The sequence below is a fragment of the Acidaminococcus sp. AM33-14BH genome, from assembly GCF_003603525.1.
In the GTDB taxonomy this organism is placed as follows: Bacteria; Bacillota; Negativicutes; order Acidaminococcales; family Acidaminococcaceae; genus Acidaminococcus; species Acidaminococcus intestini.
Window position 1 is genome coordinate 184485 of sequence record NZ_QTNG01000002.1, and the last position, 24580, is coordinate 209064.

General features: G+C 52.1%; 22 protein-coding genes. 3 read left to right on the forward strand and 19 right to left on the reverse strand.

Going from position 1 to position 24580, the window contains the following annotated elements; genetic code table 11:
- Nucleotides 1–56: 56 nt before the first annotated feature.
- Nucleotides 57–1451, forward strand: coding sequence for an AmmeMemoRadiSam system protein A (amrA, locus tag DW817_RS02300; RefSeq protein ID WP_021737371.1), 1395 nt, complete (start codon nt 57–59; stop codon nt 1449–1451).
- Between the two features lie 268 nt (nt 1452–1719).
- On the forward strand, nt 1720–2553 hold the full coding sequence (locus DW817_RS02305; protein WP_009015085.1) for a radical SAM protein: 834 nt from the start codon (nt 1720–1722) through the stop codon (nt 2551–2553).
- Between the two features lie 59 nt (nt 2554–2612).
- Here the strand turns inward: DW817_RS02305 and DW817_RS02310 are convergent, their stop codons facing one another.
- The 16 genes from DW817_RS02310 to DW817_RS02395 form a co-directional block, all read right to left on the reverse strand.
- Complete coding sequence (locus tag DW817_RS02310; RefSeq protein ID WP_243634046.1) at nt 2613–4076, reverse strand: cell wall metabolism sensor histidine kinase WalK; 1464 nt, start codon at nt 4074–4076, stop codon at nt 2613–2615.
- Entirely contained in the window at nt 4060–4734 is a 675-nt protein-coding gene (locus DW817_RS02315; protein ID WP_009015087.1) for a response regulator transcription factor, read from the reverse strand. The genes DW817_RS02310 and DW817_RS02315 overlap by 17 nt, the downstream gene beginning before the upstream one ends.
- Before the next feature lie 450 nt (nt 4735–5184).
- Nucleotides 5185–6645 (reverse strand): GDSL-type esterase/lipase family protein, encoded by a 1461-nt coding sequence (locus DW817_RS02325; protein WP_009015088.1) that lies wholly within the window; start codon nt 6643–6645, stop codon nt 5185–5187.
- A 404-nt stretch (nt 6646–7049) separates the two neighbouring features.
- Nucleotides 7050–7679 (reverse strand): V-type ATP synthase subunit D, encoded by a 630-nt coding sequence (locus DW817_RS02335; RefSeq protein ID WP_009015089.1) that lies wholly within the window; start codon nt 7677–7679, stop codon nt 7050–7052.
- Between the two features lie 3 nt (nt 7680–7682).
- The gene (locus DW817_RS02340) at nt 7683–9074 is read right to left on the reverse strand and encodes a V-type ATP synthase subunit B (protein WP_009015090.1); all 1392 of its coding nucleotides are present in this window, start codon (nt 9072–9074) and stop codon (nt 7683–7685) included.
- Complete coding sequence (locus DW817_RS02345; RefSeq protein WP_009015091.1) at nt 9067–10839, reverse strand: V-type ATP synthase subunit A; 1773 nt, start codon at nt 10837–10839, stop codon at nt 9067–9069. The genes DW817_RS02340 and DW817_RS02345 overlap by 8 nt, the downstream gene beginning before the upstream one ends.
- An 11-nt stretch (nt 10840–10850) precedes the next feature.
- Nucleotides 10851–11177, reverse strand: coding sequence for a V-type ATP synthase subunit F (locus DW817_RS02350; RefSeq protein WP_009015092.1), 327 nt, complete (start codon nt 11175–11177; stop codon nt 10851–10853).
- Nucleotides 11178–11202: 25 nt separating this feature from the next.
- A complete protein-coding gene (locus tag DW817_RS02355; protein ID WP_009015093.1) occupies nt 11203–12198 on the reverse strand; it encodes a V-type ATPase subunit in 996 nt (331 codons plus the stop codon).
- A gap of 1 nt (nt 12199) precedes the next feature.
- Complete coding sequence (locus DW817_RS02360; protein WP_009015094.1) at nt 12200–12808, reverse strand: V-type ATP synthase subunit E; 609 nt, start codon at nt 12806–12808, stop codon at nt 12200–12202.
- A 17-nt stretch (nt 12809–12825) separates the two neighbouring features.
- Nucleotides 12826–13302 carry a V-type ATP synthase subunit K gene (locus DW817_RS02365; protein WP_009015095.1) on the reverse strand — a complete coding sequence of 159 codons (477 nt, stop codon included), beginning with the start codon at nt 13300–13302 and terminating at the stop codon, nt 12826–12828.
- Between the two features lie 24 nt (nt 13303–13326).
- Nucleotides 13327–15183, reverse strand: a complete 1857-nt coding sequence (locus tag DW817_RS02370) for a V-type ATP synthase subunit I (protein WP_021737370.1) — start codon at nt 15181–15183, stop codon at nt 13327–13329.
- Nucleotides 15177–15488 carry a hypothetical protein gene (locus tag DW817_RS02375; protein WP_009015097.1) on the reverse strand — a complete coding sequence of 104 codons (312 nt, stop codon included), beginning with the start codon at nt 15486–15488 and terminating at the stop codon, nt 15177–15179. Before DW817_RS02375 ends, DW817_RS02370 begins: the two co-directional genes overlap by 7 nt.
- Before the next feature lie 352 nt (nt 15489–15840).
- Nucleotides 15841–16515, reverse strand: coding sequence for an energy-coupling factor transporter transmembrane component T (locus DW817_RS02380; protein WP_120110823.1), 675 nt, complete (start codon nt 16513–16515; stop codon nt 15841–15843).
- Nucleotides 16512–17324 (reverse strand): energy-coupling factor ABC transporter ATP-binding protein, encoded by an 813-nt coding sequence (locus tag DW817_RS02385; protein ID WP_035224771.1) that lies wholly within the window; start codon nt 17322–17324, stop codon nt 16512–16514. Before DW817_RS02385 ends, DW817_RS02380 begins: the two co-directional genes overlap by 4 nt.
- Entirely contained in the window at nt 17317–18183 is an 867-nt protein-coding gene (locus tag DW817_RS02390; RefSeq protein ID WP_016459843.1) for an energy-coupling factor ABC transporter ATP-binding protein, read from the reverse strand. Before DW817_RS02390 ends, DW817_RS02385 begins: the two co-directional genes overlap by 8 nt.
- The gene (locus DW817_RS02395) at nt 18176–18745 is read right to left on the reverse strand and encodes a tryptophan transporter (protein ID WP_021737364.1); all 570 of its coding nucleotides are present in this window, start codon (nt 18743–18745) and stop codon (nt 18176–18178) included. The genes DW817_RS02390 and DW817_RS02395 overlap by 8 nt, the downstream gene beginning before the upstream one ends.
- A 472-nt stretch (nt 18746–19217) precedes the next feature.
- Between DW817_RS02395 and DW817_RS02400 the strand changes: the two genes are divergently transcribed.
- The gene (locus DW817_RS02400) at nt 19218–20558 is read left to right on the forward strand and encodes an MATE family efflux transporter (protein ID WP_120110826.1); all 1341 of its coding nucleotides are present in this window, start codon (nt 19218–19220) and stop codon (nt 20556–20558) included.
- A gap of 46 nt (nt 20559–20604) precedes the next feature.
- Here DW817_RS02400 and DW817_RS02405 read toward each other — a convergent pair whose 3' ends face one another.
- The 3 genes from DW817_RS02405 to DW817_RS02415 are packed head-to-tail and all read right to left on the reverse strand — an operon-like array spanning nt 20605 to nt 24574.
- On the reverse strand, nt 20605–21720 hold the full coding sequence (locus DW817_RS02405; RefSeq protein WP_021737363.1) for an ABC transporter permease: 1116 nt from the start codon (nt 21718–21720) through the stop codon (nt 20605–20607).
- Nucleotides 21717–22826 (reverse strand): ABC transporter permease, encoded by a 1110-nt coding sequence (locus DW817_RS02410; protein ID WP_014128042.1) that lies wholly within the window; start codon nt 22824–22826, stop codon nt 21717–21719. Before DW817_RS02410 ends, DW817_RS02405 begins: the two co-directional genes overlap by 4 nt.
- Entirely contained in the window at nt 22826–24574 is a 1749-nt protein-coding gene (locus DW817_RS02415; RefSeq protein WP_021737372.1) for an ATP-binding cassette domain-containing protein, read from the reverse strand. Before DW817_RS02415 ends, DW817_RS02410 begins: the two co-directional genes overlap by 1 nt.
- Nucleotides 24575–24580 lie beyond the last annotated feature (6 nt).

Consider the following 24580-nt stretch of genomic DNA (forward strand, 5'->3'; position numbering starts at 1 on the left):
GTGCTACAATAGAAAAAAGCGTCTTGCGGCGCTCACGGAAAAGGAAAGGTACTGCCATGATCCTTGCAGCCTACGCGGTTCCTCATCCACCCATCATTGTCCCTGAAATTGGAAAAGGGGAAGAAAAGAAGATTGCCCGCACGAGCGCCGCCTATGATGCGGTCATGGCGGAAGCCGCGGCCCTTCATGCCGATACACTCGTTATTACAAGTCCTCATGCTGATGCCTATGTGGACTACTTTGCCATTTCCCCAGGAACGGAGGCCGAAGGCAGCTTTGGACAGTTTGGTGCCCCTCAGGTACGCATCAAGGTAAGCTATGACAAAGCCCTGGCGGCTGCAATCAGTGAAAGGGCAGAGGATAAGGGCCTTGCAGCAGGGCTTCTGGGAACTCATCACCCAGAGCTTGATCATGGAACCCTCCTGCCGCTTTACTTTTACCAAAAGCATGGCGATGTAAACACCCTCAAGATTGTCCGTATCGGTCTATCCGGCCTTTCTCCGGAAGCCCACTATGCTCTGGGAAAGACCATCGCCGAAGCCGCGTCCTCCCTGAAACGCCGGATCATTTTCATTGCCAGCGGGGATTTATCCCACAAACTCCGGGAAGATGGCCCTTACGGCTATGCCCCTGAAGGTCCCCTTTGGGACAGGGACTGCTTGTCTTTTCTTGAAAGGGCGGATTTTGTCTCCCTACTCACCATGGACCCCACTTTTTCAAGGAAAGCCGCCGAATGCGGGCTCCATTCTTTTTGGATCATGGCAGGCGCCTTGGATGGCCTTACCGTTTCCACGACGCGCCGCTCCTACGAGGACATTTTTGGTGTCGGCTACGGCATTGTGAGCTTTTCCGTCACAGGGGCTAATCCCGAGCGCCAACTGGCAGGCGTCCTGCATCAGCAGCTTGCAGAAAAGCGAAAGACCCAAAAGCAGCAAGAAGACCCCTATGTGACCCTTGCCCGCAGAAGCGTTGAAACAATTGTCACAACGGGGCGCCCCCTGCCTTTGCCGGAGCATCTCCCAAAATCACTGACAGGAAGCCGTCACGGCGTTTTTGTGTCCCTCCACCTTTACGGAAATCTTAGGGGCTGCATTGGGACCATTGCCCCGACGAAGAAAAGCACGGCCCTTGAAATCATAGCCAATGGCATCAGCGCAGCCCTGCACGATTCCCGCTTTCCGGCAGTGCGCAAAGAGGAACTGCCGGACCTTGTCTATTCCGTCGATATTCTTGGCGTCCCAGAACGCATAGCAGATGAATCCAGCCTTGACCCCAAACGCTATGGCGTCATCACCGAAAGTCTAGATGGAACGCGGCGGGGGCTCCTCCTTCCCGATCTTGACGGTGTGGAAAGTGTGTCCCAGCAAATCCAGATTGCCCGTCAAAAAGGCGGCATCGGGGCCGATGAACCGATCTTACTCTACCGCTTCACAGTGACGCGCCACGCCTAGGCTCCCATCCTTCAGGGAAGGGAAGCCAGCCTTTTTCCCTACGCGTCCCGCCTTTCCAAATGGGTGCGCCGCTTTCCAAAAGGAACCCCCTAAGGACCCGGAACAAAAGGGGCCATCTTTCAGAAGCATTTTTCTGTTATGCCGTCCCTCAAAATGCTTTATAAGCTTTTTTTCTTTTTATGCGAACCATTCATCATATTTCTTCTTTGCACGCCTTAAAAATGAAATATGAGCCTTTAGGAGCCATTTCAAAGGAGGTGTGTTCGTGATGTCTCCCATCCTGACCTGCCTGCTTTGTCATCATCACTGCTGCCTTGCTGACGGTGAAATCGGCTTTTGCCGCGCACGGCAGCACCAACAGGGACGACTGGTAAGCCTGTCCTATGGAAAGCTCACCAGTCTTGCCCTTGACCCCATCGAGAAGAAACCCCTCTATCACTTCCACCCGGGAACGCACATCCTTTCTGCCGGCAGTTTTGGCTGCAATCTTGCCTGCCCGTTCTGCCAGAATCACGAAATTTCCCAACATGGCAGGGAAGCCACCCGCTTTGTCCTTCCCCCGGAAAAACTTGCTGCCCTTGCGGGAAAGATGCATAAAGAAACAGGCAGCATCGGCCTTGCTTTTACCTATAACGAACCCCTCATAAACATTGAATATGTGCTGGATACCTTTCGGCTCATCAAGGAAACAGGCCTTGCAACGGTCCTTGTTACCAATGGCAGCCTCGCCCCCGCTCGCTTCCATGATCTGCTGCCCCTTACAGACGCCATGAACATCGACCTCAAATGCTTTACTGAAAAAGGCTGCCGCAGCCTTTCAGGAAACCTTGCGGAAACGAAAGAAAACATCGTCCAAGCCGTCCGTTTCGGGACCCATGTGGAGCTGACGACCCTCATTGTTCCCGGGTTAAACGATCGTCTTCTTGAGATGCGAGACGAAGCCCAATGGATTGCTTCCCTTTCCCCAGAAATTCCCCTTCATCTGACCCGCTATTTTCCCCGCTATCACGCCTGCCGCCCAGAGACCTCCCTATCCTGTCTTGCGGCGCTTTCCCGTGAGGCCAAACAATACCTCACATGGGTCCACCTAGGAAATGTATAGCCGTCCCCAAAACCAAAAAGACTGCACAGGATCCTTCCTGTACAGTCTTTTTTACTGCCCTATCTCTTAAAAACAAGATAAAAGGTGCTTCCCACACCAGGCGTGCTTTCAGCATAGGCCCGGCAGTCCAGGAGCTTTGCCGCCGCAGCCACAAAGGATAAGCCAAGCCCCAATCCAGCATTCAACTTCCGGCTGCGCGACGCGTCCGCTTGATAGAGACGGTCCCAGATCTTTTTCAAGGTGGATTCATCCATCCCCGCCCCATCATCGGATACGGTCAAATAGACCTTGTTTCCCTTTCCATATAGGCAGACCTTAACCCGCGAACGGGTAAACTTCATGGCATTATCCAGATAATTGATAAAGATCCTCATGAAAAGTGATTGATCCGTAGGCACCGTAATATTCGGTTCAATCTGGATATCCCACGTAATGTCCCTGCTTTCCGGAAGTTTCTGGTAGTCCGTTACGATATCTGCCACATAGGCTGAGATATCAAGGGGCGAGAGGGGAACAGACCGCTTGTTGCCGAGTCGGGTCAGTTCGAGGAGCTGCCCAATCATGCGGTTCATGTGACGGGCCTGGTCAAAGATCCTGCCCATTTCCTTTTTCGCTTCTTCTACGTTTTCCGCGTAATCCTTACCGAATTCACTTTCTGCCATAATGACAGCAATGGGCGTCCTGAGCTCATGGGAAACATCGGAGGTGAAGCGTTTTTCACGGCCCATGAGATCCTCAATCTGATCAAGCATGTGGTTCATGGTGCGTCCCATCTGATGGATTTCATCACTTCCTTCGCCAACGGGAAGCCGCTGGGATAGGTCCCCCGTTTCCCCAATGGCCCGGGCTGCCTTGCTCATGGAGGCCACAGGTGCAAAAGAACGGCGGACAATCCGGTAGCCCCCGACGATAACAAGAATCAAAAAGAGAGGAAAGAACACCAGATAGGTCACAATCAGGGTCCGCCATCTGCTGGAAGCAGCTTCCCCGGACATAATGCCCCGAACCCACAGATGATGTCCATATTTTTCTCCCGACACAAACGGTCCCTGACGCGGCTGCTGGAGATCAAGCCCCATGCCCGTCAAGGAAGTATCCGTCCTATCACCCCGCAGCTCCCGCGGAGGCCGAACTGGAATATCCACATAGCGGTATTCCACACCTCCAACCTTAATAGATTGGGGGCCTTCCCCAAAATGGGGGCGCTCCTGAGGAAACCCTTCCGGCATGCCGCCGTAGACAATCTTATCTTCATGATTGTGGATGGAAAGATAGACATTTCGATCATAGACATCAAAAGCTTTTTCGTTGCGCGAGGCCCGGACCGTCACCTCTAGGAGCACTTTGTCCATTTCCTTGATTTCAAGGTACTTAGCCATTTGAAACCCGCTCATGGTCACAAGCAGAAGCAATAACCCCAAAAACAGGGTATAGTAGGCCGTGACCTTGATGGAAACGGGCATATCCTTCAAAAAATGTATGACAGAAGCAGAAAAGGAAACCAGCTTATTCCTTAAGGACATAACCGGCACCTCGTACGGTGTGAAGGAGCTTAGGCTCAAAATCATGGTCGATTTTCTTTCGTAAGGTCTTGATGTATACATCTACCATGTTAGAAGCTCCTTCATAGGAAAAATCCCAGGCATGTTCCAGGATCTTATCCCGGGACAGAACAATCCCTTGGTTCCGAAGCAGGTATTCGAGCACAGAAAATTCTTTGGGGGTCAACGCGATTGGCTTCCCGCCGCGGGTAACCGTATGGGCACTCTCCGACAGGACAAGATCGGACAGCTGCAATTCATTCTTGGGCACCGCCGTCCCCCCAGAGCGGCGCAAGAGGGCCCGAACCCGGGCAAGGAGCTCTGAAAATTCAAAGGGTTTGACCAAATAATCATCCCCTCCGGCATCAAGGCCCTTGACCTTATCTTCCGTCCCATCAAGGGCCGTAAGGAAAAGAACCGGTACGGTCACATTCTTTTCCCGCAGCGTGTGGACAAGGGTCAGACCATCCATTTCGGGCATAAGGATGTCCACGATGAGCAGGTCGTATTCGGCCAGCGCCACAAACTCCAAGGCATCACGGCCATTTTCTGCTTGATCGACGGAGTAGCCTTCGATCTTGAGCCTCTTGGCAATAATCTGGTTTAAGGAAGGTTCATCTTCTACAACGAGGATTTTCATGGAATTCCTCCTTTCCGATATAGGAAACCTGCAAAAAGAAATCTGTTATGATGGGATAAACCACTTGAGTGACGTCTTATTTTACACCTTTTTCGTGAAAAAAGAATGAAAATCATCGCGATGATATAAACCATCAAAAAAAAATGAGCCCCCAACATGGGGACTCCGGATATGGGGATGGTAATCCGAGCGGGGAAGCTCTGGACTACCTGGGGAAAAATAGAGGCTTGCATGACAAGAAAAGAAACGCCGGAGAGGAGTCACCAACGGATCCATGCTGCAGGGTCTGGAGTCACCCTGCTTTCTTGCCTTCCTCTAGGGCTTATTATAAAAAAAGAAAATGAAAGTTTCATGAATAAGTGGGTACAAACAGAAAAAATCATAAAATAGTATAAACAATCAGTATCATTTCCCTATGTGGGAAATCCCCAGCCAATGCACCTCCAGCGACTATTTTTCCGCAAATTGGGCCAGAACCTTTTCCCACTGCTCGTTGACCGCTTCTGCCATCAGTTTCTTACCGGGCGGATCGAGATGAATGCCATCAAGGCCGAGTTCCGTCGGAAGGTCCACCCCTTCGGGGATTTTTCCCGCAAGATCGATATGGATCTGGGTCCTGATATAAGCATTGACAGCAGCAAAGCGCTCCTTCCAATCCTCAGCCGTCGGTTCATTGAAGGCCCGGGCAATATTCTGGGGATTGATTGGTGGCAAGGTCATAAAAATTGGGCAGATCCCGTTTTGTTCACATTTTTCCTTGATGGCGGCAAGGTCGGAAATGACATCATCTGGATCCACGCCAGCCCGCAGACTGTTGGTTCCCGTCATGATGATGAGATAGTGGGGATGGAAAGGCAGGACATCATCATCAAAGCGGGCCAAGGTGGCCCCGCTCGTATCCCCGCTTTGGGCCAGGTTAATGGAATCAAACTTCAAATAGTGCTGGAAGCTGTATTCCCAATCACTCGGTGAATAGGAAAGGTTCCCGCCGCCATGGTAAATACTGTCGCCCAAAGTCGCAACCTCCCAGTGGTCAGATGGATTTATTACCATTTTCTGGGGCTCAGAAAATACGCCAATGGGCTGACCTTCGTCATCAAGGGCGCGGACCCGCCAATAAAGGGGATAAGAAGCCACGCGCTTTGTATCGTCATACCAATCAAAGCCAGTCGCCTTGCCCCGTCCTAGGGTAATCGCCGCGTCTGCCCGCTGATCTGGACGCTCCGGCAAGCGGCTGAGAATCTCCACTTCGTAGTTTCGGGCCCCGTGGACAGGAATCCAGTTATAAACAGGATAAAGAAGGGTCGTCCCTATGCCTTCATTGAAGCGGTTGGTCGGGACAGGACGCTGGAGGGAAGGCATTTGGGGATCTACATAGACCGTTTCCCACGCGGAAAAGGGAGTCATCGGGACACGGTCCAAATTAAGGGCGCGGACCCGGAATTCAAAATGGTCAGCCGCATAGTCGTCAGGAAGGACGGCATGATAGCCGTTAATAAAGACATAGCCATCAGTCTGAAATACAGTTCCATCCTTAGCAAGCTGGACCTCATAGACTACGGCATCATCCGCCTTTTCCCATCGCAGGACCGGTTTCAATGAACTGGGATGGTCCTTGGGAAAATGGCTCAGGATATGGGGGGCTTCGCCGTAGGGCGTAGTCACTTGGTTTGACACGGCAATCTCTCCTGTACCTGAGCTCCGGATGGTTTCCGGACTTGGCAGGACGACAAGTTTTGATGAGGCCTCACCGATGGCGCCTTTGGGTTCACTTCCGGCTTCTGCACAATTTTCATAAGGCTCCCTCCCAGAGATAAAAACCTCCTTGAAGCAAGGCAGATACCGGTAGACACCTGATACAGCGACAAACATCATGATGACGACTAGTAGGATCTGCTGGGTACGTTTCATCGCAAACGCGAGCTGGCATTCCTTTCATAGGGAAAAGATGGCTCGCCTCACCTCTCTTTCCAAAATGATTGTCAAGGTCAATCCGACCCACAGGCTGATTTACGTTCTTAGTCCAAGCCAAAAACCCCATTTCTGTCATGGTGAAGTGGCGTCAGCGAAAAAACGCTGATCTTTCAGGAAGGTAGAAAAAAGGGAATTGACAGATTGGGTAAAAAATCCCTGCCTGAAATCCTTAGGATACCGGCAAGAAGACTGGCAGCTGCCACTGTCTTTCAGCTTCCCTAGATTGGATAATTCCATTGTAGCGGGTTCCATAGGTTCCGTCCAATACTTCCTCCTGCCGGGTTTCCATACGGGTAAGGCATAAGAAAAGAAGGACCCCTGCTGCCTGCAGGGGTCCCTCCTTATTTGGCCATGATTTCCTTGGCTTTCATGAGGCGTACCGTACTGGCACGTTCATTTTCCGAAAGCTTCATGGTAATATACTTGATATTTTCCTGCATTTCCGGAATCATGACATATTCCAGGGCGTTGACGCGCCGCCGAGTCTTTTCGATTTCATCGGCGAGCATATTGCAGGTCTTTTCCACCTCAGCAAGCTCCAACAGATCGGGCAGGTACGAGGTAAGATTTACGACGGCATTATCAAGTTCTGCCGACGTAAAGGTAAAGGCATAGGGCACGCGGGTCTCATCATCCGTTGTCGCGCCCGTGTATTTGATGGTCGGGACGTCAACGCTCATGACGTTTTTCGTCCCTACTTCAAATTCAGCGCTCCGTGCCGGATAGAGAAGGGCTTCACTCATATAGAGGGACCCCATCTGAGCCTTTGCCTGGACAAAATGCTGGGATACATCGGACAGAGCTTTTTCCATCTTCTGTCTGAGTTCGTGGTTGCGCCGGATGTAAAGCATAAACTGGCGCACCATTTCATCCCGTTTGTCCTTTAGGAGCTTATGCCCCCGCACTGCCGTCGCGAGCCGCTTCTTGAGGCGGGTCAGCTCCATTCGTGTCGGGTTCACAGTTGTAGCCATGGGTTATTCCCCCTCAGAGCCATCCGCAGGTTTGTAGTACTTATCCAAGTATTCGTCACGGATACGTTTCAGTTCGCCCTTCGGCAGGATGCCCAAAAGCTTCCATCCGATGTCGAGGGTCTCCTCGATGGAGCGGTTGGTTTCATACCCCTGGGAAACATATTCCCGTTCAAAAGCGTCGGCAAATTTTGCATAAAGCTTATCTACGCGGCTCAGGGCAGAATCACCAAGGATCGTGGCCAATTCTTTTGCCGATTTCCCACGGGAATAGGCAGCAAAGAGCTGGTTCATCGTATCCGCATGATCTTCACGGGTCTTTCCCTTACCAACGCCCTTATCCTTCAGTCGGGACAGGGATGGCAGGACGTCAATCGGCGGTTTGAGTCCTTTCCGATACAGCTCGCGGGAAAGGATGATCTGACCTTCCGTAATATATCCCGTAAGGTCAGGGATTGGATGGGTCTTATCATCTTCCGGCATGGACAGGATTGGGATCATCGTAATGGAGCCCTTCTTGCCGCGGATCTTCCCTGCCCGTTCGTACATGGTGGCAAGGTCCGTATAAAGGTAGCCAGGGTAGCCGCGGCGGCCCGGAACTTCCTTACGGGCAGCAGAGACTTCACGCAGGGCATCGGCATAGTTGGTAATGTCCGTAATGATGACAAGCACATGCATGTCCATTTCAAAAGCCAGATATTCGGCTGCCGTAATGGCCATACGCGGCGTGGAAATACGTTCGACAGCCGGGTCATTGGCAAGGTTGATGAACATAACGGCACGGCTCAGGGCACCGGTACGGTTGAAGTCTTCCATGAAGAAGTTGGCTTCTTCGAAGGTAATCCCGACAGCCGCAAAGACAACGGCAAATTTTTCATCCTTGCCGAGGACCTTGGCCTGACGGGCAATTTGGGCAGCCAGCTGGGCATGGGGCAGACCGGAACCGGAGAAAACCGGCAGTTTTTGGCCGCGTACCAGCGTGTTCAGGCCATCGATGGCACTGACGCCGGTTTGGATAAATTCGGCAGGATAGTCACGGGCAGCCGGGTTCATCGGAGCCCCATTGATATCGAGATATTCCTGGGGAATGATCTTGGGCCCACCATCAATGGGGTTGCCCATACCGTCGAAGACGCGGCCCAGCATATCCGGAGAAACACCGAGCTGGATCCCGTGTCCTACGAAACGAGCCTTGGCCGTGGAAGCCTGCAGACCCTGAGAACTTTCAAACAGCTGGACCAAGGCACGGTCCCCATCAATCACAAGGACACGGCCGCTGCGGACTTCGCCGTTAGCCTGATGGATTTCCACCAGCTCGTCATATTTCACGCCAGCTACATGATCCACCGTCATCAGGGGGCCGACGACTTCCCGGATTGTCTTATAATCTTTACGCATTGTCGCCACCCTCTTCCGTCAGATCGGCAAAGGCCTGATCCAAATCTTTGAACAGCTGGGCAAACTTCTCATCCCGTTCACTTTCAGGAATATACTTGGCACGGCCAATCTGTTCCCGGACGGGCATATCGATGATACGGTCCAGCGCAATATGTTTGCCAGAAAGGTCCAAGGCCTTCTGGTACCACGTAATGATCAGTTTCAGCATATCGTACTGTTTTTCCAAGGAAGTGTAGGTATCCACTTCATGGAAAGAGTTCTGGTGAAGGAAATCTTCACGGATGGAACGCGCACATTCCATGGTGATGCGGTCCTTGAAGCCCAAGGCATCGATACCAACCAAGCGGACAATTTCATTGAGGTTGGCTTCTTCCTGAAGGATTTCCATGGTGGTTCCAACAAGCTTTGACCAGTCAGGAGCTACTTTGGCATCGTAATACTTACGCAGGCGGTCCGAATAAAGGGAATAGCTCTGCAGCCAGTCAATGGCCGGGAAGTGACGCGCATAGGCAAGGGCCGAAGACAGGCACCAGAAAACCTTGACAATGCGAAGCGTCGCCTGGGAAACCGGTTCAGAAATATCACCGCCCGGAGGAGATACAGCGCCAATGGCCGATACGGCCCCCACACGCTCATCCTTACCCATACATTCCACTTCACCTGCCCGTTCATAGAATTCAGCTAAACGGGAGGCAAGGTAAGCCGGGTAACCTTCTTCGCCCGGCATTTCTTCCAGACGGGAGGACATTTCGCGAAGAGCTTCTGCCCAACGGGACGTGGAGTCAGCCATAATGGCGACTTTATAGCCCATGTCACGGAAATATTCCGCCAGCGTAATGCCCGTGTAGATGGAAGCTTCACGCGCGGCAACAGGCATATCGGACGTATTGGCAATAAGGACCGTTCGCTTCATCAAGGGAAGGCCCGTTCTCGGGTCATTTAGTTCCGGGAATTCGTTCAGTACGTCCGTCATTTCGTTGCCTCGTTCACCGCAGCCGACGTAAATGATGATATCGGCATCAGCCCACTTGGCAAGCTGGTGCTGCGTAACGGTCTTGCCCGAACCAAAAGGCCCCGGAATGGCGGCCACACCGCCCTTTGCAATCGGGAACAGTGTATCGATGACGCGCTGGCCCGTGACCATCGGTTCATCAGGAGCCAGTTTCGACTTATAAGGGCGGGCCTTACGGACAGGCCAGGTCTGGAGCATAGGATATTCCTTGACAGTTCCATCTGCTTCCTTTAATTTATAGACCGGTTCCGTAATGGTAGCTTCACCGCTAAAGACCCATTCCACAACGCCGCTCTTACCAGGCGGCACCATGATCTTATGAAGGACGGCCGGGGTTTCCTGGACCGTACCGATGACATCACCGCCGGAAACTTCGTCGCCTACCTTGGCCACGGGGACAAAAGCCCATTTCTTTTCCCGGTTCAGTTTCGGCACATCAATGCCGCGGGTAATGCGGTCGCCTTCTGATTGATAAATGACTTCCAGCGGGCGCTGGATGCCGTCAAAAATACTTTCGATCAGGCCTGGGGCCAGTTCCACGGACAGCGGGGAACCTGTCGATTCCACCGGTTCGCCCGGACCAAGGCCGGCCGTTTCTTCATAGACTTCGATGGAAGCCTTATCGTCTCTTAATTCGATGACCTCGCCGATCAGTCGCTTTTCACTGACGCGGACCACATCATACAGTTCCACGTCCTTCATGCCTTCAGCAACGATCAACGGGCCGGATACTTTAACGATCCTTCCGCTCATCGGTTATCTCCCTACCCTTCTTTGAATAGAATATCGGCACCAACGGCTTTTTCCACATTTTCCTTGACCCGCTTCATCCCAAGTCCCAAGGACTTGCTGCCAGCAGGAATCGGAATAATAGCCGGGAAAGTCGCCGTCGCATATTCATCGATGACATCAGCCGCAAGACTTGCTGCCATTTCCGTAATGTAAATGACGACATACCCTTCATCAGCCAGTGTGTGGAGCCGTCGTTTGATCTGGTCCGGCTCTTGTTCATAAAATACATCAAAGCCTACTGCCTTGAAGATCATAACGGAGCTGGGATCACCGACAACAGCAATCTTATTCTTATCCATATCTTTCCTCCCAAGCTTCGCGATCTTATGTGTAGATTTCAGGCAGCTCTGCTTCAAAGCCGCCGGCAAGGGCCCCAAAAATCAGGCGCAGGGCCTCGGCTTCAACCTCGCGGGCATATAGGTACCCTACAATAGGCCCTAAGGAGTCCGTCTCCCATTTGGCAAGGCGGATGATCTGCATCTTGCCTTCCTGCATACGGCGGGCAATGATGCCGAGGTCTCCGGTCTGGGCAAATTCGTTGATAGCCTGGACGAGATCCGCACCATGGGCGCCCTGATTGAGGCGCGCCCCAAGCTGTTCAGGCGGCGTATCAAGGCATTCTTCAAAGACAGTCCGGGGAATCTCGCCGGCGTCGACGAGGACGAGGCGGAGCTGACTGAGCTCCCAATGGAGATTCTGGGCCCGGATCAGGCTCAGTGTATTTTGGAAATCGGCCCACAGGGAGAAATATGCTCGAATGAATCCTTTTTCGTGCTTTGCGTCCATGATTGCCTTGGCATGGCGGAACATCGCCCCATCCACCATAGCGCTGAAAACAAGGGGATCGGCCTCACGGCCGAGTTCCGACTCGATTTCATTCAGTGTATCGCGGTAGACTGGGGGCATGTCCTCGTAATACTTGGTCTGGATCATATCCTTTAGCGTATCAAGGGGGAAGTTTCCTCCATCACGAAGGATCTCGTCGGCACTTGTCCCCAAAAGGCGGGCCTTCAAAAGGGCCTTGATATTATGGGTATCGACGGGCAGGAGAAAAAGTCCTGTCAGTTCCGGATCGGGCGTCAGTTCCTTAATTCGTTTCCTCGTCAGCTGAAGCTGACCGCGGATGATGAGATCGATCTCGCCCGTGGCCAGTTCCTGCTCCGTTGCCGCATTTTCACCGTAACCGGTTTCCAAAAGCAGTTTCTGTGCTTCCTTAGTGGAACCGGCTTCGGCAATGCGGCGAAGCTGGGACGCCGATAACAAATGCGTGGAAAGGACGCTGATCCGGCCCAGGGCAAATTCAAAACTGGGCTGGGCCATGTTACTTCACCTCCGCGTCAAACAGGATCCCTGCTACGCGATATTCCTCCTCGCTGCGTACATCTCTCAGGAGCGTGGCGAAAGAGCCATCGTAGTCACAATCCTTCCCTCGGATGAGGATCCCTTCCTTGAAGGAAGCCGTCTCGCTGTCCAAGGTCATTTCACCTTTCTTTCCCTGGTCCACAAGGGTCTTGTTGATCTTAGAAAGAAAACCATTTTCATAGACTGCGCGGTCCTTAGCGGGTACAACCAGCGTTTCCGTCCCTTCCACATCACTTTGGGTGACGATGGCAAGGATCAGCTTTTCCCAGGTTTCTTGGGGAAGCTGGGACAAGCGGAGCGCTGCTTGGTCAAAGGCCTCCTGGATAACGGCCCGCTGAGCGGCAAGGCTGTCCTTGCGGCTCTTGAGGTCAGCAATCAGCATGAGACGGCCGGCCGCTTCCTTGGCATCTGCCTGGGCCTTTGCTTCAATCTCCGCTGCGGATTCCTTTGCTTTCCCGAGGATACGGCTCTTTTCCGCTTCCGCTTTTTGCTTTGCTTCCGCTTCAATCGCCGCCGCGCCCTGTCTAGCTTCTTCTTCTATCTTTTCAATGATTTTGTTGCCTGCCACGACGCGTCCACCTCTCTTTACAGTTTCACACCGTTGACCATGATGAAGGAAATCAGAAGGCTCAATACGGCGTACGTTTCAACCATAGCGGTCAAAATGATGCCTTTACCGGTTTCTTCCGGACGTTTTGCCGTCAGGTAGATACCGGAAGCAGCTACCTTGCCCTGATAGATACCAGAAAGCAGGCCGCCAATACCCATCGGCAGACCAGCAAAGAGAAGGGACAGGCCCTGATAAAGGGTGAGGTCCTTCGGAGCTCCGCTGACAAGACCAATATTCATGATGATGACAAACCCAATCAATAGACCGTAAATGCCCTGCGTACCAGGAAGGGCCTGAAGCACGAGAACCTTACCAAACTTATCCGGATCTTCACTGACAACGCCGCTGGCAGCCTGGCCGGCAATCCCGACACCCATGGCGCTGCCAACGCCGGCAAGGGCAGCCGCAATGGCGGCGCCGCAGATAGCAAGAGCTGTTCCTAAACTAATCATGATTCATATCCTCCTTAAATTGGCTTATTTCACGATATCCGTGTATTTGGTGCGAAGCGCCAGCGGAACAAACGCGCGGCCGCCTGCTTCATAGAACTTACCAAAGAATTCAATGTACTGCAGCCGGGAGCTGTGAACAAAAGCACCCAGGATGTTGATGATGATATTGAAGAAATGACCGCCTACAAGAACGACCACAGCGGCGGCTGTTCCCACAGGTCCAGCCGCAATGAGCATCTGGGCAACCGTATTGATGACCATGGCGATGACGCCCGTTGCTAGACCTAAGGCAAAGATACGGGAATAGCTCAAGAGGTCACTGAGGTAGCCACTGATGTTATAAAGGCTCAGGACACCGCCAATCAGGCGGCTCACGATTCCCTTCTTATCCCGTCCCCCAAATAGGACGATGATGGCAGCGCCCAAAAGGGCGATATCTTTTCCGATACTGCCTGGTACAAACGGCATGAGGAAAAGACCGGTAAAGAGGATGAGCCAGCTGAACTGGTCGCAGACAGCCCCCATGATGTCGCCATCGCGAATCAGGAGATAGGCCTTGGTCAGCATCCCCAGCGCCAGATGAAGGATGCCAAGGCCAAAGCAGAGGGCAAGCATCTTCAGTGGTTCATTCATAGGGACAAAAAGCAGCGGATGCCATTCCAGGCCAAACCAGCCGCCAAAAAGTGCCCCCCAGATAATGGTTGAGATACTGCCAAAGAGGCAGACCATAACGAGCTGACCGCCCAATCCCTGGGGTTTTACTTTCTTCATGACAAGATAAAGCAAGATCGTCAGGACAAGACCGTAGCCTGCATCAGAAAGCATCATTCCAAAGAAGATGAAATGGAACGGTGCCATTAAAAAATCAGGGTCGAGGGTCCCGGCCTTAGGAAGGGAGTAAAGCCCAATGACGGATTCATAAGGTGCCACAAGCTTGTTGTTTTCAAGGACCGTCGGTGGGATTTCCCCTTCGTTAGGATTCCGGAAGGTCAGCTGGTAAGCATCCGTTACCCCGCTGATGACCTGTTCCACATGTGACTGCCTATCCCCGCGGATCCAGCCTGTTAGGACAAAGGCACGTTCTGTTTCGATGCCGGCATCGGCAAGGCGGTCCTTTTCCGCACTTAGCTGATCATAATAGAGCTCAACGGAGGCTTTTTCCTTAGCCGCTTCCTTTGCTTCAAAGCGCAGTTTTTCGGCTTCGATTTCCCTGCCCTTCGCCTCTTCCGCCAGTTCTTTTGCCACGCACCGGGCAAGGCCGCTGCGCTTAGGAAGAACGGCTTCCGTAAATTCATGGTCCTTGAGGAGGTGTTTGACCCCTTCTTCCGCATCCTTGTGAGCAAGGACAACGAGGGCCTGTCCATCGGGAGCAAGGCCATAGGTCTTCATTTCCGCAAGAAGCGGTTCAAGGCCTTCCCGAACAGCGTCCACTTCCTTATCGGGCACAAAGCCTACAAACAGGCGGGTATCTTCCGTAAAACTCAGCTGTTCCAAGGGAATATCAAGGTCCAGCCAAGGATTCAGGCTCTCTATTTGGGTACGGAGGGCGGCTGCTTCACTGTCAAGAGAGGCCACCCGATTAGCCAAGGTATCCACCCGTTCCGTGACCTTCTCACCCGTTTGACTGGGCGTTAGGAAAGCATCATAGGACAGTTCCGTTCGCTTGGGAAAGAGACCTCCCTTGGCCCCGTTCTGCGCCATAAAACGCAGGACCTGACCGGTCTTTTCCAATTGGGCGCTCACTTCTTCCGCGCCTTCAAGGCCTTTTTTCTCCCCTTCGGATTCAATCATGACACTGCCATCTTTCTGCAGGGCCATGAGCAGGGCGTCGCGATCTTGCTTGAGCGCATAAAGCGTCCATTTTTTCATTTTGACTAGCATTCGATCACGACCTTTTCCATAATGTACTTCACCGCATTGTCAAGACGGGCGCGGGCGGCCTCCGCCTTTTGCCGGTCTTCTTCGGCCTTTCGGGCGACAAAGGCATCAGCTTCCTTATGGGCCTTTGCTTCTGCTTCCGAAACGGTCTTCTGCGCTGCCTCCCGGGCCTTTGCCACGAGGGCGTCCGCTTCCTTCCGGGCTTCTTCCTGGGCATCGCGCAAAAGCGTGCGGGCAGCTGCCGTCTTTTCTTTCTTCAGTTCATCAGCAGCCTTTTCTGCAGCTTTGATATCTTCTAACATGGACATGGTCTCACCACCTTTGCTCCATTAATGTGCAGCGTAAAACTGTACATTTTCCCCTACTTCCTCGCAAAAAGAAGATGAAAAACATAACAGCTTATTTCATTATACAATATTTCAGTCAAGAATTGTCAAAAATTCTTCGGATTTTTTAAAATAATTCTATTTTAAGAACTTATATTATTTCCCTTTATGACCTGCCATCGCGATAAGGTCCGGAAAACAGTGGGAAAAGTGCTGAAACCCCGCATTCCTCCTTATTTTTTAAAGCGAATTGTTCACAAAAAATCCATAAAAAAACTGCCGCTTCACGCAGCAGTTTTTATCCACAAAGAAACGAACCCTGTTTTAGCAGAGGTCAAAGACCTACACGATGGCTCCACAGCGGATAAGCACACAGGAGCACGGTCACAAGGAGCATGAAATAATCCCACACGCCAAGTTTCATAGGCCGGCGATTGCGGTACGTATTGGGCCCAAAGCCCTTAAGTTCCATAGAAAGGGCAAGCGTGTCCGACTTGGCGACAGCCCGAATGACAAGGGGTTTGACAACAGCCAGATAGGCAAATAGACGTTTCAAGGCATTGCCGCGGTTGGAATACCCCCGACAGGACTGGGCGTCAAGGGTGATGGCGCTGTCTGACAGGAAATCCGGTACAAAGCGCAGGGCAGTCGTGAGCATAAAAGCATACTCATAGGGCATATGGAACTTTTCTACAAGAGCCTGGGCAATATCCTGGATCTTCGTCGATGCCAAAAGGCAGAGGAAGGCCGTTGTCATAACAAACATCCGCAGGCCGCCCGTCAGGGCCACTTCAAGACTCGAGCCAAAAAGCATCTGGAAGATGATCATGAGAGCCGTAAAGACCGTCAAGGTTCCGATGGCCGCCATGGTAGCGCGGTCCCGTTTAATATAAAGAAGGATGACAAGTTCCAAGGCAAGGATCATGGCAACAGCCGGGATGGGAAGCAAAAAGACCCAGGCTGTGACAGCAAGGACGAGGACAAGGCGCGTAAACGCGGTCAATTTCATTTTCCCTCGCCTCCTTTCAGCGCAAGCTTGCTGCAGAGCTCTTCCGGCGTCGTCACACCCGTTACTTTCATTTGCGCGCAGATGCGGGAAAGAATAGGCTGTTTCAGTCCCCACGCCTCAATGGGACGCTTGCCGTCAAAAAGCTCCGCTGTAGAGCCATCATAGACGAGGTCCCCATGGGACAGGACGAGGGCCCGTGTTGTATAAATCCGGGCAATATCCATATCATGGGTAATGAGGATGAGTGTCATATGGCGCTCCTGCTGAAGTCTGCCAAGATACGCCATCATATGACGCTTTTCCTGTTCATCCTGCCCGTTGGTGATTTCATCAAGAATCAAGGTCTTAGGCTGAAGCGCAAGGGCCGTCGCAACGCCAAGGCGGCGTTTCTGACCAAAGGAAAGGGCCCGCGGGTAACGGTCCAAAAAAGGCGTCAGTCCCATGGCCTCTACGGCATCCCGCACCTGACGGTCAATGGTGGATCGAGGAAGCTTCTTATTGGCGAGCCCATAGGCCACTTCTTCATAGACCGTATCCCCCAAGATCTGCAGGTCTGGATTCTGGAATACGTAGCCAATCTGATCGGCCAGGTCTGCCGGTTCAAAATTGACAATATCCCGGCCATCGATGAGGACTTGCCCGCTGCGGGGATGATTGAGGGCCATAAAAAGACGGCTCAGGGTTGTTTTGCCGCTTCCATTATGCCCCAAAAGGGCCACCGCCTCCCCATCATGGATGGTACAGCTGATATCGTTCAAGACGGGTATGCCCCGCCGATAGGCAAAGGTTACGGTTTTTGCTTCAATCATGGTCTTTCTCCTTTTCAAAGCGTTCCGCAAGTTCCTGCAGGGCTGCCGCTTCACTGCGCCAATCCTGCAGTGTTACGGGGTACTTTGCTTCAAGGCCCAGTTTGATGCGCCACAGTTCAGGGAGGTTGGCCCGGAGTGATTCCTGGGGAAAGGCCCGGCGGGCGGCTTCCTCAAAGGGACCTTGAACCTTGATCTTTCCTGTTTCCATAAGCACCATATGAGTCATGTAGGGCAGCAGATAATTAAGGTCATGTTCCACAACGACAACGGTCATTCCGTGGGCTTTATGGATCCGGTCCACAAGGGCATACAGGGAACGAGCCCCATCAGGGTCCATGGCCGAAACCGGTTCATCAAGAATAAGGATATCAGGACGTGTCGCAAGGACGGAGGCCAAAAGCAGGCGCTGCCGCTGTCCGCCCGACAGCTCATCAAGCTGGTAGTTTTCCCGGTCCGGCAATCCGACGTCATTTAAGGCCTCTTTGACGCGGGCGTCGACTTCATCAGGACTGAAACCGTGATTCAAAAGGCTGAAACTGATTTCCTCACCTGCCGTGAGGGAGACCATCTGGCTTTCGTAATCATCAAGCATAATGCCAACGCGCATGGCAAGATCCGAAATCTTTTTATCGCGGATATCTTCGCCGAGCACTTCTACCGCCCCGGCATAGCGGCCGCCATAGTAGGTCGGCACAATCCCCGTCATGGCCCGGCAGAGAGTCGTCTTGCCGGCGCCGCTGGGTCCTGCGATGGCCGTAAAGGAACCTTTTTCAACGGAAAGATTGATATCCTTCAAAAGAACATCGCTCTGGGGATAGGCGTAATAAAATCCCGAAAGACGGATGACACTGTCACTCATGGTCTTCACCTCCTGTCGTATGGAATACCTTTTCTACCGGCCTATAAAGGACCTGTGTAATGAGTGCATTGAGGACAGCAACGACAAGCACGACAGGCAGCATGACCTTGAGCCACGTGGAAAAGGGAAGACCCAGGACAATACAGAGGATGTTCGTGAAAACAGAACCACTCACAAGGGTGGCAAAAAAGCCGATGATAAGGGGGCCCAGACGAAATTTTCCCAGATGGAGGGAGACAAAAGCCTTCACAAGAAGGCAGGCTGTCAAGGACCCTGCAATTTCACTGGCAATGTTGCCCAAAGGAAATGCCGATTTGGAAGAAGGCACAATGGTAAGCCCTGCCACAAATCCCGTCCCCAGGGCGCGCAAAAGACCAGGATGAGTCAAATTGGTGGTTATGGAATACATGGCAATGGTCCAGTTGGGCGTCACCCCGCCCACATTGGGACTGATGGTATGCAAAATGACACCAATGGCAAGCAGCAGGGCTGTAATGGCCACCCAGCGGTGGCTGTCCCTCGCAGCTTCCACGGTGATGAGTTCCGGTACTTCTTTTTCCATCTCCTATCCTTCCTTTCTTCCGTTGTAATGGATTATCTTCCTAGTGTATTTTTTTCAGATGGCAATGTCAATGGCATTTCCCCCAGATTGGCAAAAATCCACGCAAAAAGGAAGTCCGCCCAAAACAGTCCTTTCTCTCCTCATTCGTCATGAAGGCAGTAATGGCAGCCTGTGTCCATCTCGACGAGATACCCTGTATTCACTTTCCTTTTGGCCAAAACTGTTTTTCAGCCAATTCATGATTTTGCGGCAGACACGAATGGTTAATGATGATAACCATTCGGATTAGGAATGTTATATTAAAAGATGGGGGACCTTGACAATCTTTTTTAGGTCCCGTATAATAAGTTCACTCATCAGAGGGTACGCTGTTCAAAAGAAACAGTACGCCGGATAAGATGACAGGCTGAAATGCCTGTTTTCTTATCCGGCGTTTTTTATTCCCGCTTTCTCTGCAGAAAGGAGCCTTTTCATGTCTTCACGAATCGATTTTACCTCGGGCAGCGTTCCCCGCGCCCTCATCCACTTTGCCCTTCCTGTCATGTTTGCTCTTTTTCTCCAAGCCATGTACGGCACCGTCGATCTTCTTATCGTCGGTCAGTTCGCTTCCAGCACGGACGTTTCCGCTGTGGCTACAGGATCCCAGATTATGCAGACTGTGACGAACCTCATCAGTTCCCTTGCCACGGGAACGACAGTCCTTTTGGGACAGAAGATCGGTCAAAAAAAGCCTTCAGAAGGCGGCAAAATTGCAGGAGCCTCCCTGATCCTTTTTGCCCTCATCGGCATTGCCTTCAGCCTCTTATTGACCCTGGGTGCGGCCCCCTTGAGCCGCGCCATGAATGCTCCGGAAGCCGCTTTTTTGAAGACGGTCCATTATCTATCCATCTGCGGCGGCGCCCTCATCATGATCTTCTATAACCTCATTGGCGGACTCTTCCGCGGTATGGGGGATTCCCGCACCCCCTTTATTGCCGTAGCCATTGCCTGCGTGTCAAACATCGTTCTTGACCTCCTTATGGTCGCCGTCTTTTCTTTTGGTGCCGCCGGCGCGGCCTTGGCAACGGTCCTCTCCCAAGCCATCAGCGTCCTTGTTTCCTATCACCTCATCTCCAACCGGCCCCTGCCCTTTGCAATGACGCGGGCCCATGTCACCTTCCATAAGGAAACAATCAAACGGATCCTTTCCTTGGGAATCCCCCTTGCCGTGCAGGATCTTTTTGTCGGCCTGTCCTTCCTCATCATCCTCGCCATTGCCAACAGCCTCGGGGTTAATGCTTCGGCCGGCGTAGGGGTCTCAGAAAAAATCTGCGGCTTCATCATGCTGGTCTCTGCTGCCTTTATGCAATCCATGGCGGCCTTTACGGCACAAAACAAGGGGGCTGGCCGCATGGACCGTGCCATCAAGGGCCTTCAGTGTGCCATGGGCCTTTCCTGCGGCTGCGGCCTTATCATGGGCTTTTTCACCTTTTTTCACGGCGACATCCTGGCCGGCCTGTTTACCTCTTCCCCATCCGTTATGGCAGCGGCGGCAGACTACCTAAAAGCCTACGCTTTTGATGCTTTTCTTACAAGTTTTCTCTTCTGTTTCATTGGCTTTTACAATGGGCTGGGTCTCACCTCGTTTGTCATGGCTCAAGGGATATTGGGATCCTTTGGGGTCCGCGTTCCCCTTTCCTATCTCCTGAGCCAATTCCAACCGGTGTCCCTTTTCCATATTGGTCTGGCAACACCGTGCTCAACCCTCATCCAGATTGTTCTTTGCCTTGGCTGCTGGTCCTTGCTCAAAAAGCATCACCCGCACCTACAGTAAAAGGGTCTGTGAAGAAATGATTGGTTCTTCCTGCACAGACCCTTTTTCACGTATGATGGCGGAACAAATAGCCCGCAAGGATCAAGGTCACAATAGCGACGACGGTCAGGGGCAATAAATTCCAGGAAAGACTGGTAAGGGGCAGCCCCTCCAGGTAAATGCGCCGGATGAGTTCCAGGCCAAAGCGTAGGGGATCGATATAGGTCACGGTCTGTAGGAAGACCGGCATATTCTGGATTGGCGTAATGATTCCCGAGAGAAGGGCCATAGGGACCATCATGACAATGACGTAAACGAGTACCTGCTGCATATTCTTTGAAATGGCGGAAACGCAGAGCCCAATCCCGGTAGAGCTGAGGACATAGAAGAAAACCGCGGCATAAAAATCAAGAAAGGACCCTGCAAAAGGCACCTTGAACCAGAAAAGACTGATAAAAAGCAGGATCGTACACTGGATGATGCCGACAATCATGGGTGGAACGGCTTTGCCGATGAGGATAATGGGCTCTGAAATGGGCGCCACCAAGATCTGCTCGAACGTTCCTTCTTCCCGTTCCCGGGCGACGGAAAGGCCCGAGAGCAGAAAGACCTGGGAAAAACTCAAGAGTCCAATGATGCCTGGCAGAAAGAACCACCGTGTAATCTGGTTGGGATTGAACCAAGTCCGCATTTCCAAGGCCACGGGGCTTTTGCTTCCGCTCCTTTCCTGATTGTACCGACTGATGATCTGCCCCATATGGCCTATGACCTGGCCAGCAATCACCGTGTTGCGTCCATCGGCAATAACTTGTACGGGGGCTTCCTGAGCGTGGTTCAGTCGCCTGGAAAAATCAGGAGGAATTGAAACAGCCATGACAACCTCGCCCCGGTTGATATAGTCACTGATTTCCTCGGCATTTTGAAGCGTCACAGCCCGCTGGAAAAATCCCGTTCCATCAATACGGGAAATCAGCTCAGCCGATTCCTTGCTGTGACTTAGGTCGATCACAGCATAAGGGGCTTTCTCCAAATTGTAGTTGGCTGCATAGCCAAAGAGGAAACCCAGGATGATACAGGGCACGACAATGATGAGGCGTGTCGCCTTATCCTGCCAGATGGCCAGGATTTCCTTGCGGCAGATGACGGCCAGCTGTTCCAAATAAAGCTGTATGCCTTCCATCATTCCACCTTCTTTCTGGTCATCCCAAAGGCCGCGCCAATAAAGAAGATTCCATATAAGAGCAGCAGGCCGCCCTCCTTAAGGAGAATCCCCCAATGGGTGCCGGAAAGAAAAAGGGCCCGGATGCAGGTCAAATAGTGACTGAAGGGAAGGATGGCACCGATAAGCTGGACCCCTATCGGAGTGGACCGCAAATCAAAGATAAACCCTGAAAGGACAAAGCAGGGAAGGAAGCTGATCAAAAGGGAGGACTGGCAGGCAAGGAACTGATTCTTGGTCACTTCAGAGATGACAAGCCCGATGCCAAGGGCAACCATAAGATAAATCATGGAAATCAAGATCACCATCGCAAGAGAGCCCACAAGGGGCACCTCAAAGAGGAACCGCGAGAAAAAAAGACAAAGAAAGACCCCCACCATAGCCACACAAAAATAAGGGATAATCTTGGCAAGAATCAGTTCCAAAGGACGGACGGGCGTAACAAAAAGGGATTCAAAAGTGCCCCGTTCCCACTCCCGAGCCATGACGATAGCCGTCAACATGATGCCCACAAGGGTTACTATCAGCATAATCAGCCCTGGCAGGAAAAACCAGGTACTGGAATTGGCATCATTGAACCACATGCGGGGTTCAAGGACGACCTGTGCCGATCCTGCCACTCCCTTCTGCCGCCTCAAAAAAGAAGCTATCCCGCTTTCAATATAGGTCTGGGTCGTCATGGCCGTGGCTGTTTCCACCCCATCGAGAGCGACAAAGATTTTTGCCCGGCCCTGAGAAAGCCTGGATGTGAAATCCGGCGGAATATCGATAATGACACTGGCCTTTCGATCGAGCAAGAGGGCTTCGGCTTCCTTGAAAGAGGTGACGTAAGTAGGAGAAAAATAGCGGGATCCATTCAGGAAACTCACCGCATCCTGGGCTTTAGGAGAAGGATCTTCCAAAACAACTGCCGTGGAAATATCCCGGATATCAAGGGAAATGCCATACCCGATAATCAGGATCAACGCAATGGGAAGGACAATCCCCAGCAAAAGGGAACTGGAATCGCGGGAGAGCTGGAGAAACTCTTTTTTGATCAAAGCACCCATCCGCCGCAGGAATCCATTCATCACGAGTTCTCTCCTTTCCTTCGCGCCTGTTCAACAATCGTCATAAAGATTTCATCCATATCCGCCCCCTCCTTATGGAGGGTTTGCCGGATTTCCGCAGGACTTCCAATGGCCAATAGATGGCCATTGTCCTGAATCATGAAACGGTCACAGTATTCAGCCTCTTCCATGAAATGGGTCGTAATGATGATGGTGGTTCCTCGAGCCGCTAGGGCCGTGATCTGCCGCCAAAAATTGCGCCGCGTAAGTGGGTCGATTCCCGATGTCGGTTCATCGAGAAAAAGGATCTTGGGTTCATGAAGGAGTGCGCAAGCCATGGAAAGCCGCTGTTTATATCCGCCCGGGAGGTCACCAGCCTTACGGTCAAGACAATCGGACAAGTAAAATTCATGGGTAACAGCCTCAATCCGCTGAGCCAATTTTTTAGGGCCAAGTCCATAGACGCCCCCAAAAAAGAGCAGGTTTTCCTTGACGCTCATATGGCGATACAGCGAAAATTTCTGCGCGACATACCCAATATGGGCCCTTGCCTGTGTCCGGGCCTGCCGCAGGTTGACGCCCGCCACAGAAAGAAAACCGCTTGTTGCTGGCAATAGCCCGCAAAGCATCTTGAAGGTCGTTGTCTTACCCGCCCCGTTCGGCCCCAAAAGTCCAAAGATTTCCCCTTCATGGACTTCAAAGGAAGTATTGGAAACCGCTGTAAAGTCCCCAAATTTGCGGACCAGATTCTTGACAATGATATTCACGTTCCGAGGGCTGGACAGCGCTTCCTGATCAAGGGATCCACCAGCTTGGGAAAGGGGAAGGGAATCTTCTTCCGCTTTTTTCAAAAGGATCATGAAGCCATCTTCCAGCGTGGAAGGAACCGGCTCTGCCTTGATCCCGCGTTTTTCGAGATAAGGAACACCAGTCACGCCTTCCTGGAGGATAAAATGAACCTTCCCGCCGCGGGGCACGGCATCGACCACATGGTCCCGGTCATCGATGAGCTGGGCCTGCAGGAGACGGGTCGGCTGCTTTTTAGGGGATTCAAGGGCATAGCAGCGGCCCCTAGCAACCTCCGCAAGACCGTCTGGAGTCCCGCTAAAAAGAAGCTGTCCCTTGTTAAGGACATAGACCTTTTGACACAGTGCCGCTTCATTCATATAAGCGGTACTGACAAGGACGGATAAATTTTCTTCATGGACAAATTCCTGAAGGATTTCCCACAATTCCCGCCGGCTGAGGGGATCGACACCGACCGTAGGTTCATCTAGGAGCAAAAGTTCCGGCGATCGAACCAAGGTGCAGGACAGACCAAGTTTTTGTTTCATTCCGCCTGACAGATTGCCTGCAAGACGATCGGTAAAACGTTCCAAGCCCATCATGGTCAGCAGTTTATGAAACCGTTCCGGCCTTTTTTCTTTGGGCACGCCATGAAGGTCGGCATAAAGTTCCATGTTTTCCTGTATGGTCAGGTCCTCATAAAGGCCAAATTTTTGTGGCATATAGGAAATGCGGCGCTGGATTGTTTGCGCCTCTTTGACGCTGTCCAGCCCCAATACGCACAGCTTTCCTTTTGTAGGATCCATCAATCCCGCTATAAGCCGCATAAAGGTGGTTTTCCCGGCTCCATCAGGACCAATAATGGCTGTCAGCTCCCCTTTTTTCACAGTAAGATCAAGATCCTTAAGGGCTTCCACACGTTTTCCCCGTTTAAGGGAAAACGTCTTATTCAGTTCTTGGGCACGGATTATGACCTCATCCATGACGCT

Excerpts from the sequence above, each read along its gene's own strand:
- amrA (WP_021737371.1), top strand. The coding sequence starts at position 57 with ATGATCCTTGCAGCCTACGCGGTTCCTCATCCACCCATCATTGTCCCT.
- DW817_RS02305 (WP_009015085.1), top strand. The coding sequence starts at position 1,720 with ATGTCTCCCATCCTGACCTGCCTGCTTTGTCATCATCACTGCTGCCTT.
- DW817_RS02310 (WP_243634046.1), bottom strand. The coding sequence starts at position 4,076 with ATGTCCTTAAGGAATAAGCTGGTTTCCTTTTCTGCTTCTGTCATACAT.
- DW817_RS02315 (WP_009015087.1), bottom strand. The coding sequence starts at position 4,734 with ATGAAAATCCTCGTTGTAGAAGATGAACCTTCCTTAAACCAGATTATT.
- DW817_RS02325 (WP_009015088.1), bottom strand. The coding sequence starts at position 6,645 with ATGAAACGTACCCAGCAGATCCTACTAGTCGTCATCATGATGTTTGTC.
- DW817_RS02335 (WP_009015089.1), bottom strand. The coding sequence starts at position 7,679 with ATGGCTACAACTGTGAACCCGACACGAATGGAGCTGACCCGCCTCAAG.
- DW817_RS02340 (WP_009015090.1), bottom strand. The coding sequence starts at position 9,074 with ATGCGTAAAGATTATAAGACAATCCGGGAAGTCGTCGGCCCCCTGATG.
- DW817_RS02345 (WP_009015091.1), bottom strand. The coding sequence starts at position 10,839 with ATGAGCGGAAGGATCGTTAAAGTATCCGGCCCGTTGATCGTTGCTGAA.
- DW817_RS02350 (WP_009015092.1), bottom strand. The coding sequence starts at position 11,177 with ATGGATAAGAATAAGATTGCTGTTGTCGGTGATCCCAGCTCCGTTATG.
- DW817_RS02355 (WP_009015093.1), bottom strand. The coding sequence starts at position 12,198 with ATGGCCCAGCCCAGTTTTGAATTTGCCCTGGGCCGGATCAGCGTCCTT.
- DW817_RS02365 (WP_009015095.1), bottom strand. The coding sequence starts at position 13,302 with ATGATTAGTTTAGGAACAGCTCTTGCTATCTGCGGCGCCGCCATTGCG.
- DW817_RS02370 (WP_021737370.1), bottom strand. The coding sequence starts at position 15,183 with ATGCTAGTCAAAATGAAAAAATGGACGCTTTATGCGCTCAAGCAAGAT.
- DW817_RS02375 (WP_009015097.1), bottom strand. The coding sequence starts at position 15,488 with ATGTCCATGTTAGAAGATATCAAAGCTGCAGAAAAGGCTGCTGATGAA.
- DW817_RS02380 (WP_120110823.1), bottom strand. The coding sequence starts at position 16,515 with ATGAAATTGACCGCGTTTACGCGCCTTGTCCTCGTCCTTGCTGTCACA.
- DW817_RS02385 (WP_035224771.1), bottom strand. The coding sequence starts at position 17,324 with ATGATTGAAGCAAAAACCGTAACCTTTGCCTATCGGCGGGGCATACCC.
- DW817_RS02390 (WP_016459843.1), bottom strand. The coding sequence starts at position 18,183 with ATGAGTGACAGTGTCATCCGTCTTTCGGGATTTTATTACGCCTATCCC.
- DW817_RS02395 (WP_021737364.1), bottom strand. The coding sequence starts at position 18,745 with ATGGAAAAAGAAGTACCGGAACTCATCACCGTGGAAGCTGCGAGGGAC.
- DW817_RS02400 (WP_120110826.1), top strand. The coding sequence starts at position 19,218 with ATGTCTTCACGAATCGATTTTACCTCGGGCAGCGTTCCCCGCGCCCTC.
- DW817_RS02405 (WP_021737363.1), bottom strand. The coding sequence starts at position 21,720 with ATGATGGAAGGCATACAGCTTTATTTGGAACAGCTGGCCGTCATCTGC.
- DW817_RS02410 (WP_014128042.1), bottom strand. The coding sequence starts at position 22,826 with ATGAATGGATTCCTGCGGCGGATGGGTGCTTTGATCAAAAAAGAGTTT.
- DW817_RS02415 (WP_021737372.1), bottom strand. The coding sequence starts at position 24,574 with ATGGATGAGGTCATAATCCGTGCCCAAGAACTGAATAAGACGTTTTCC.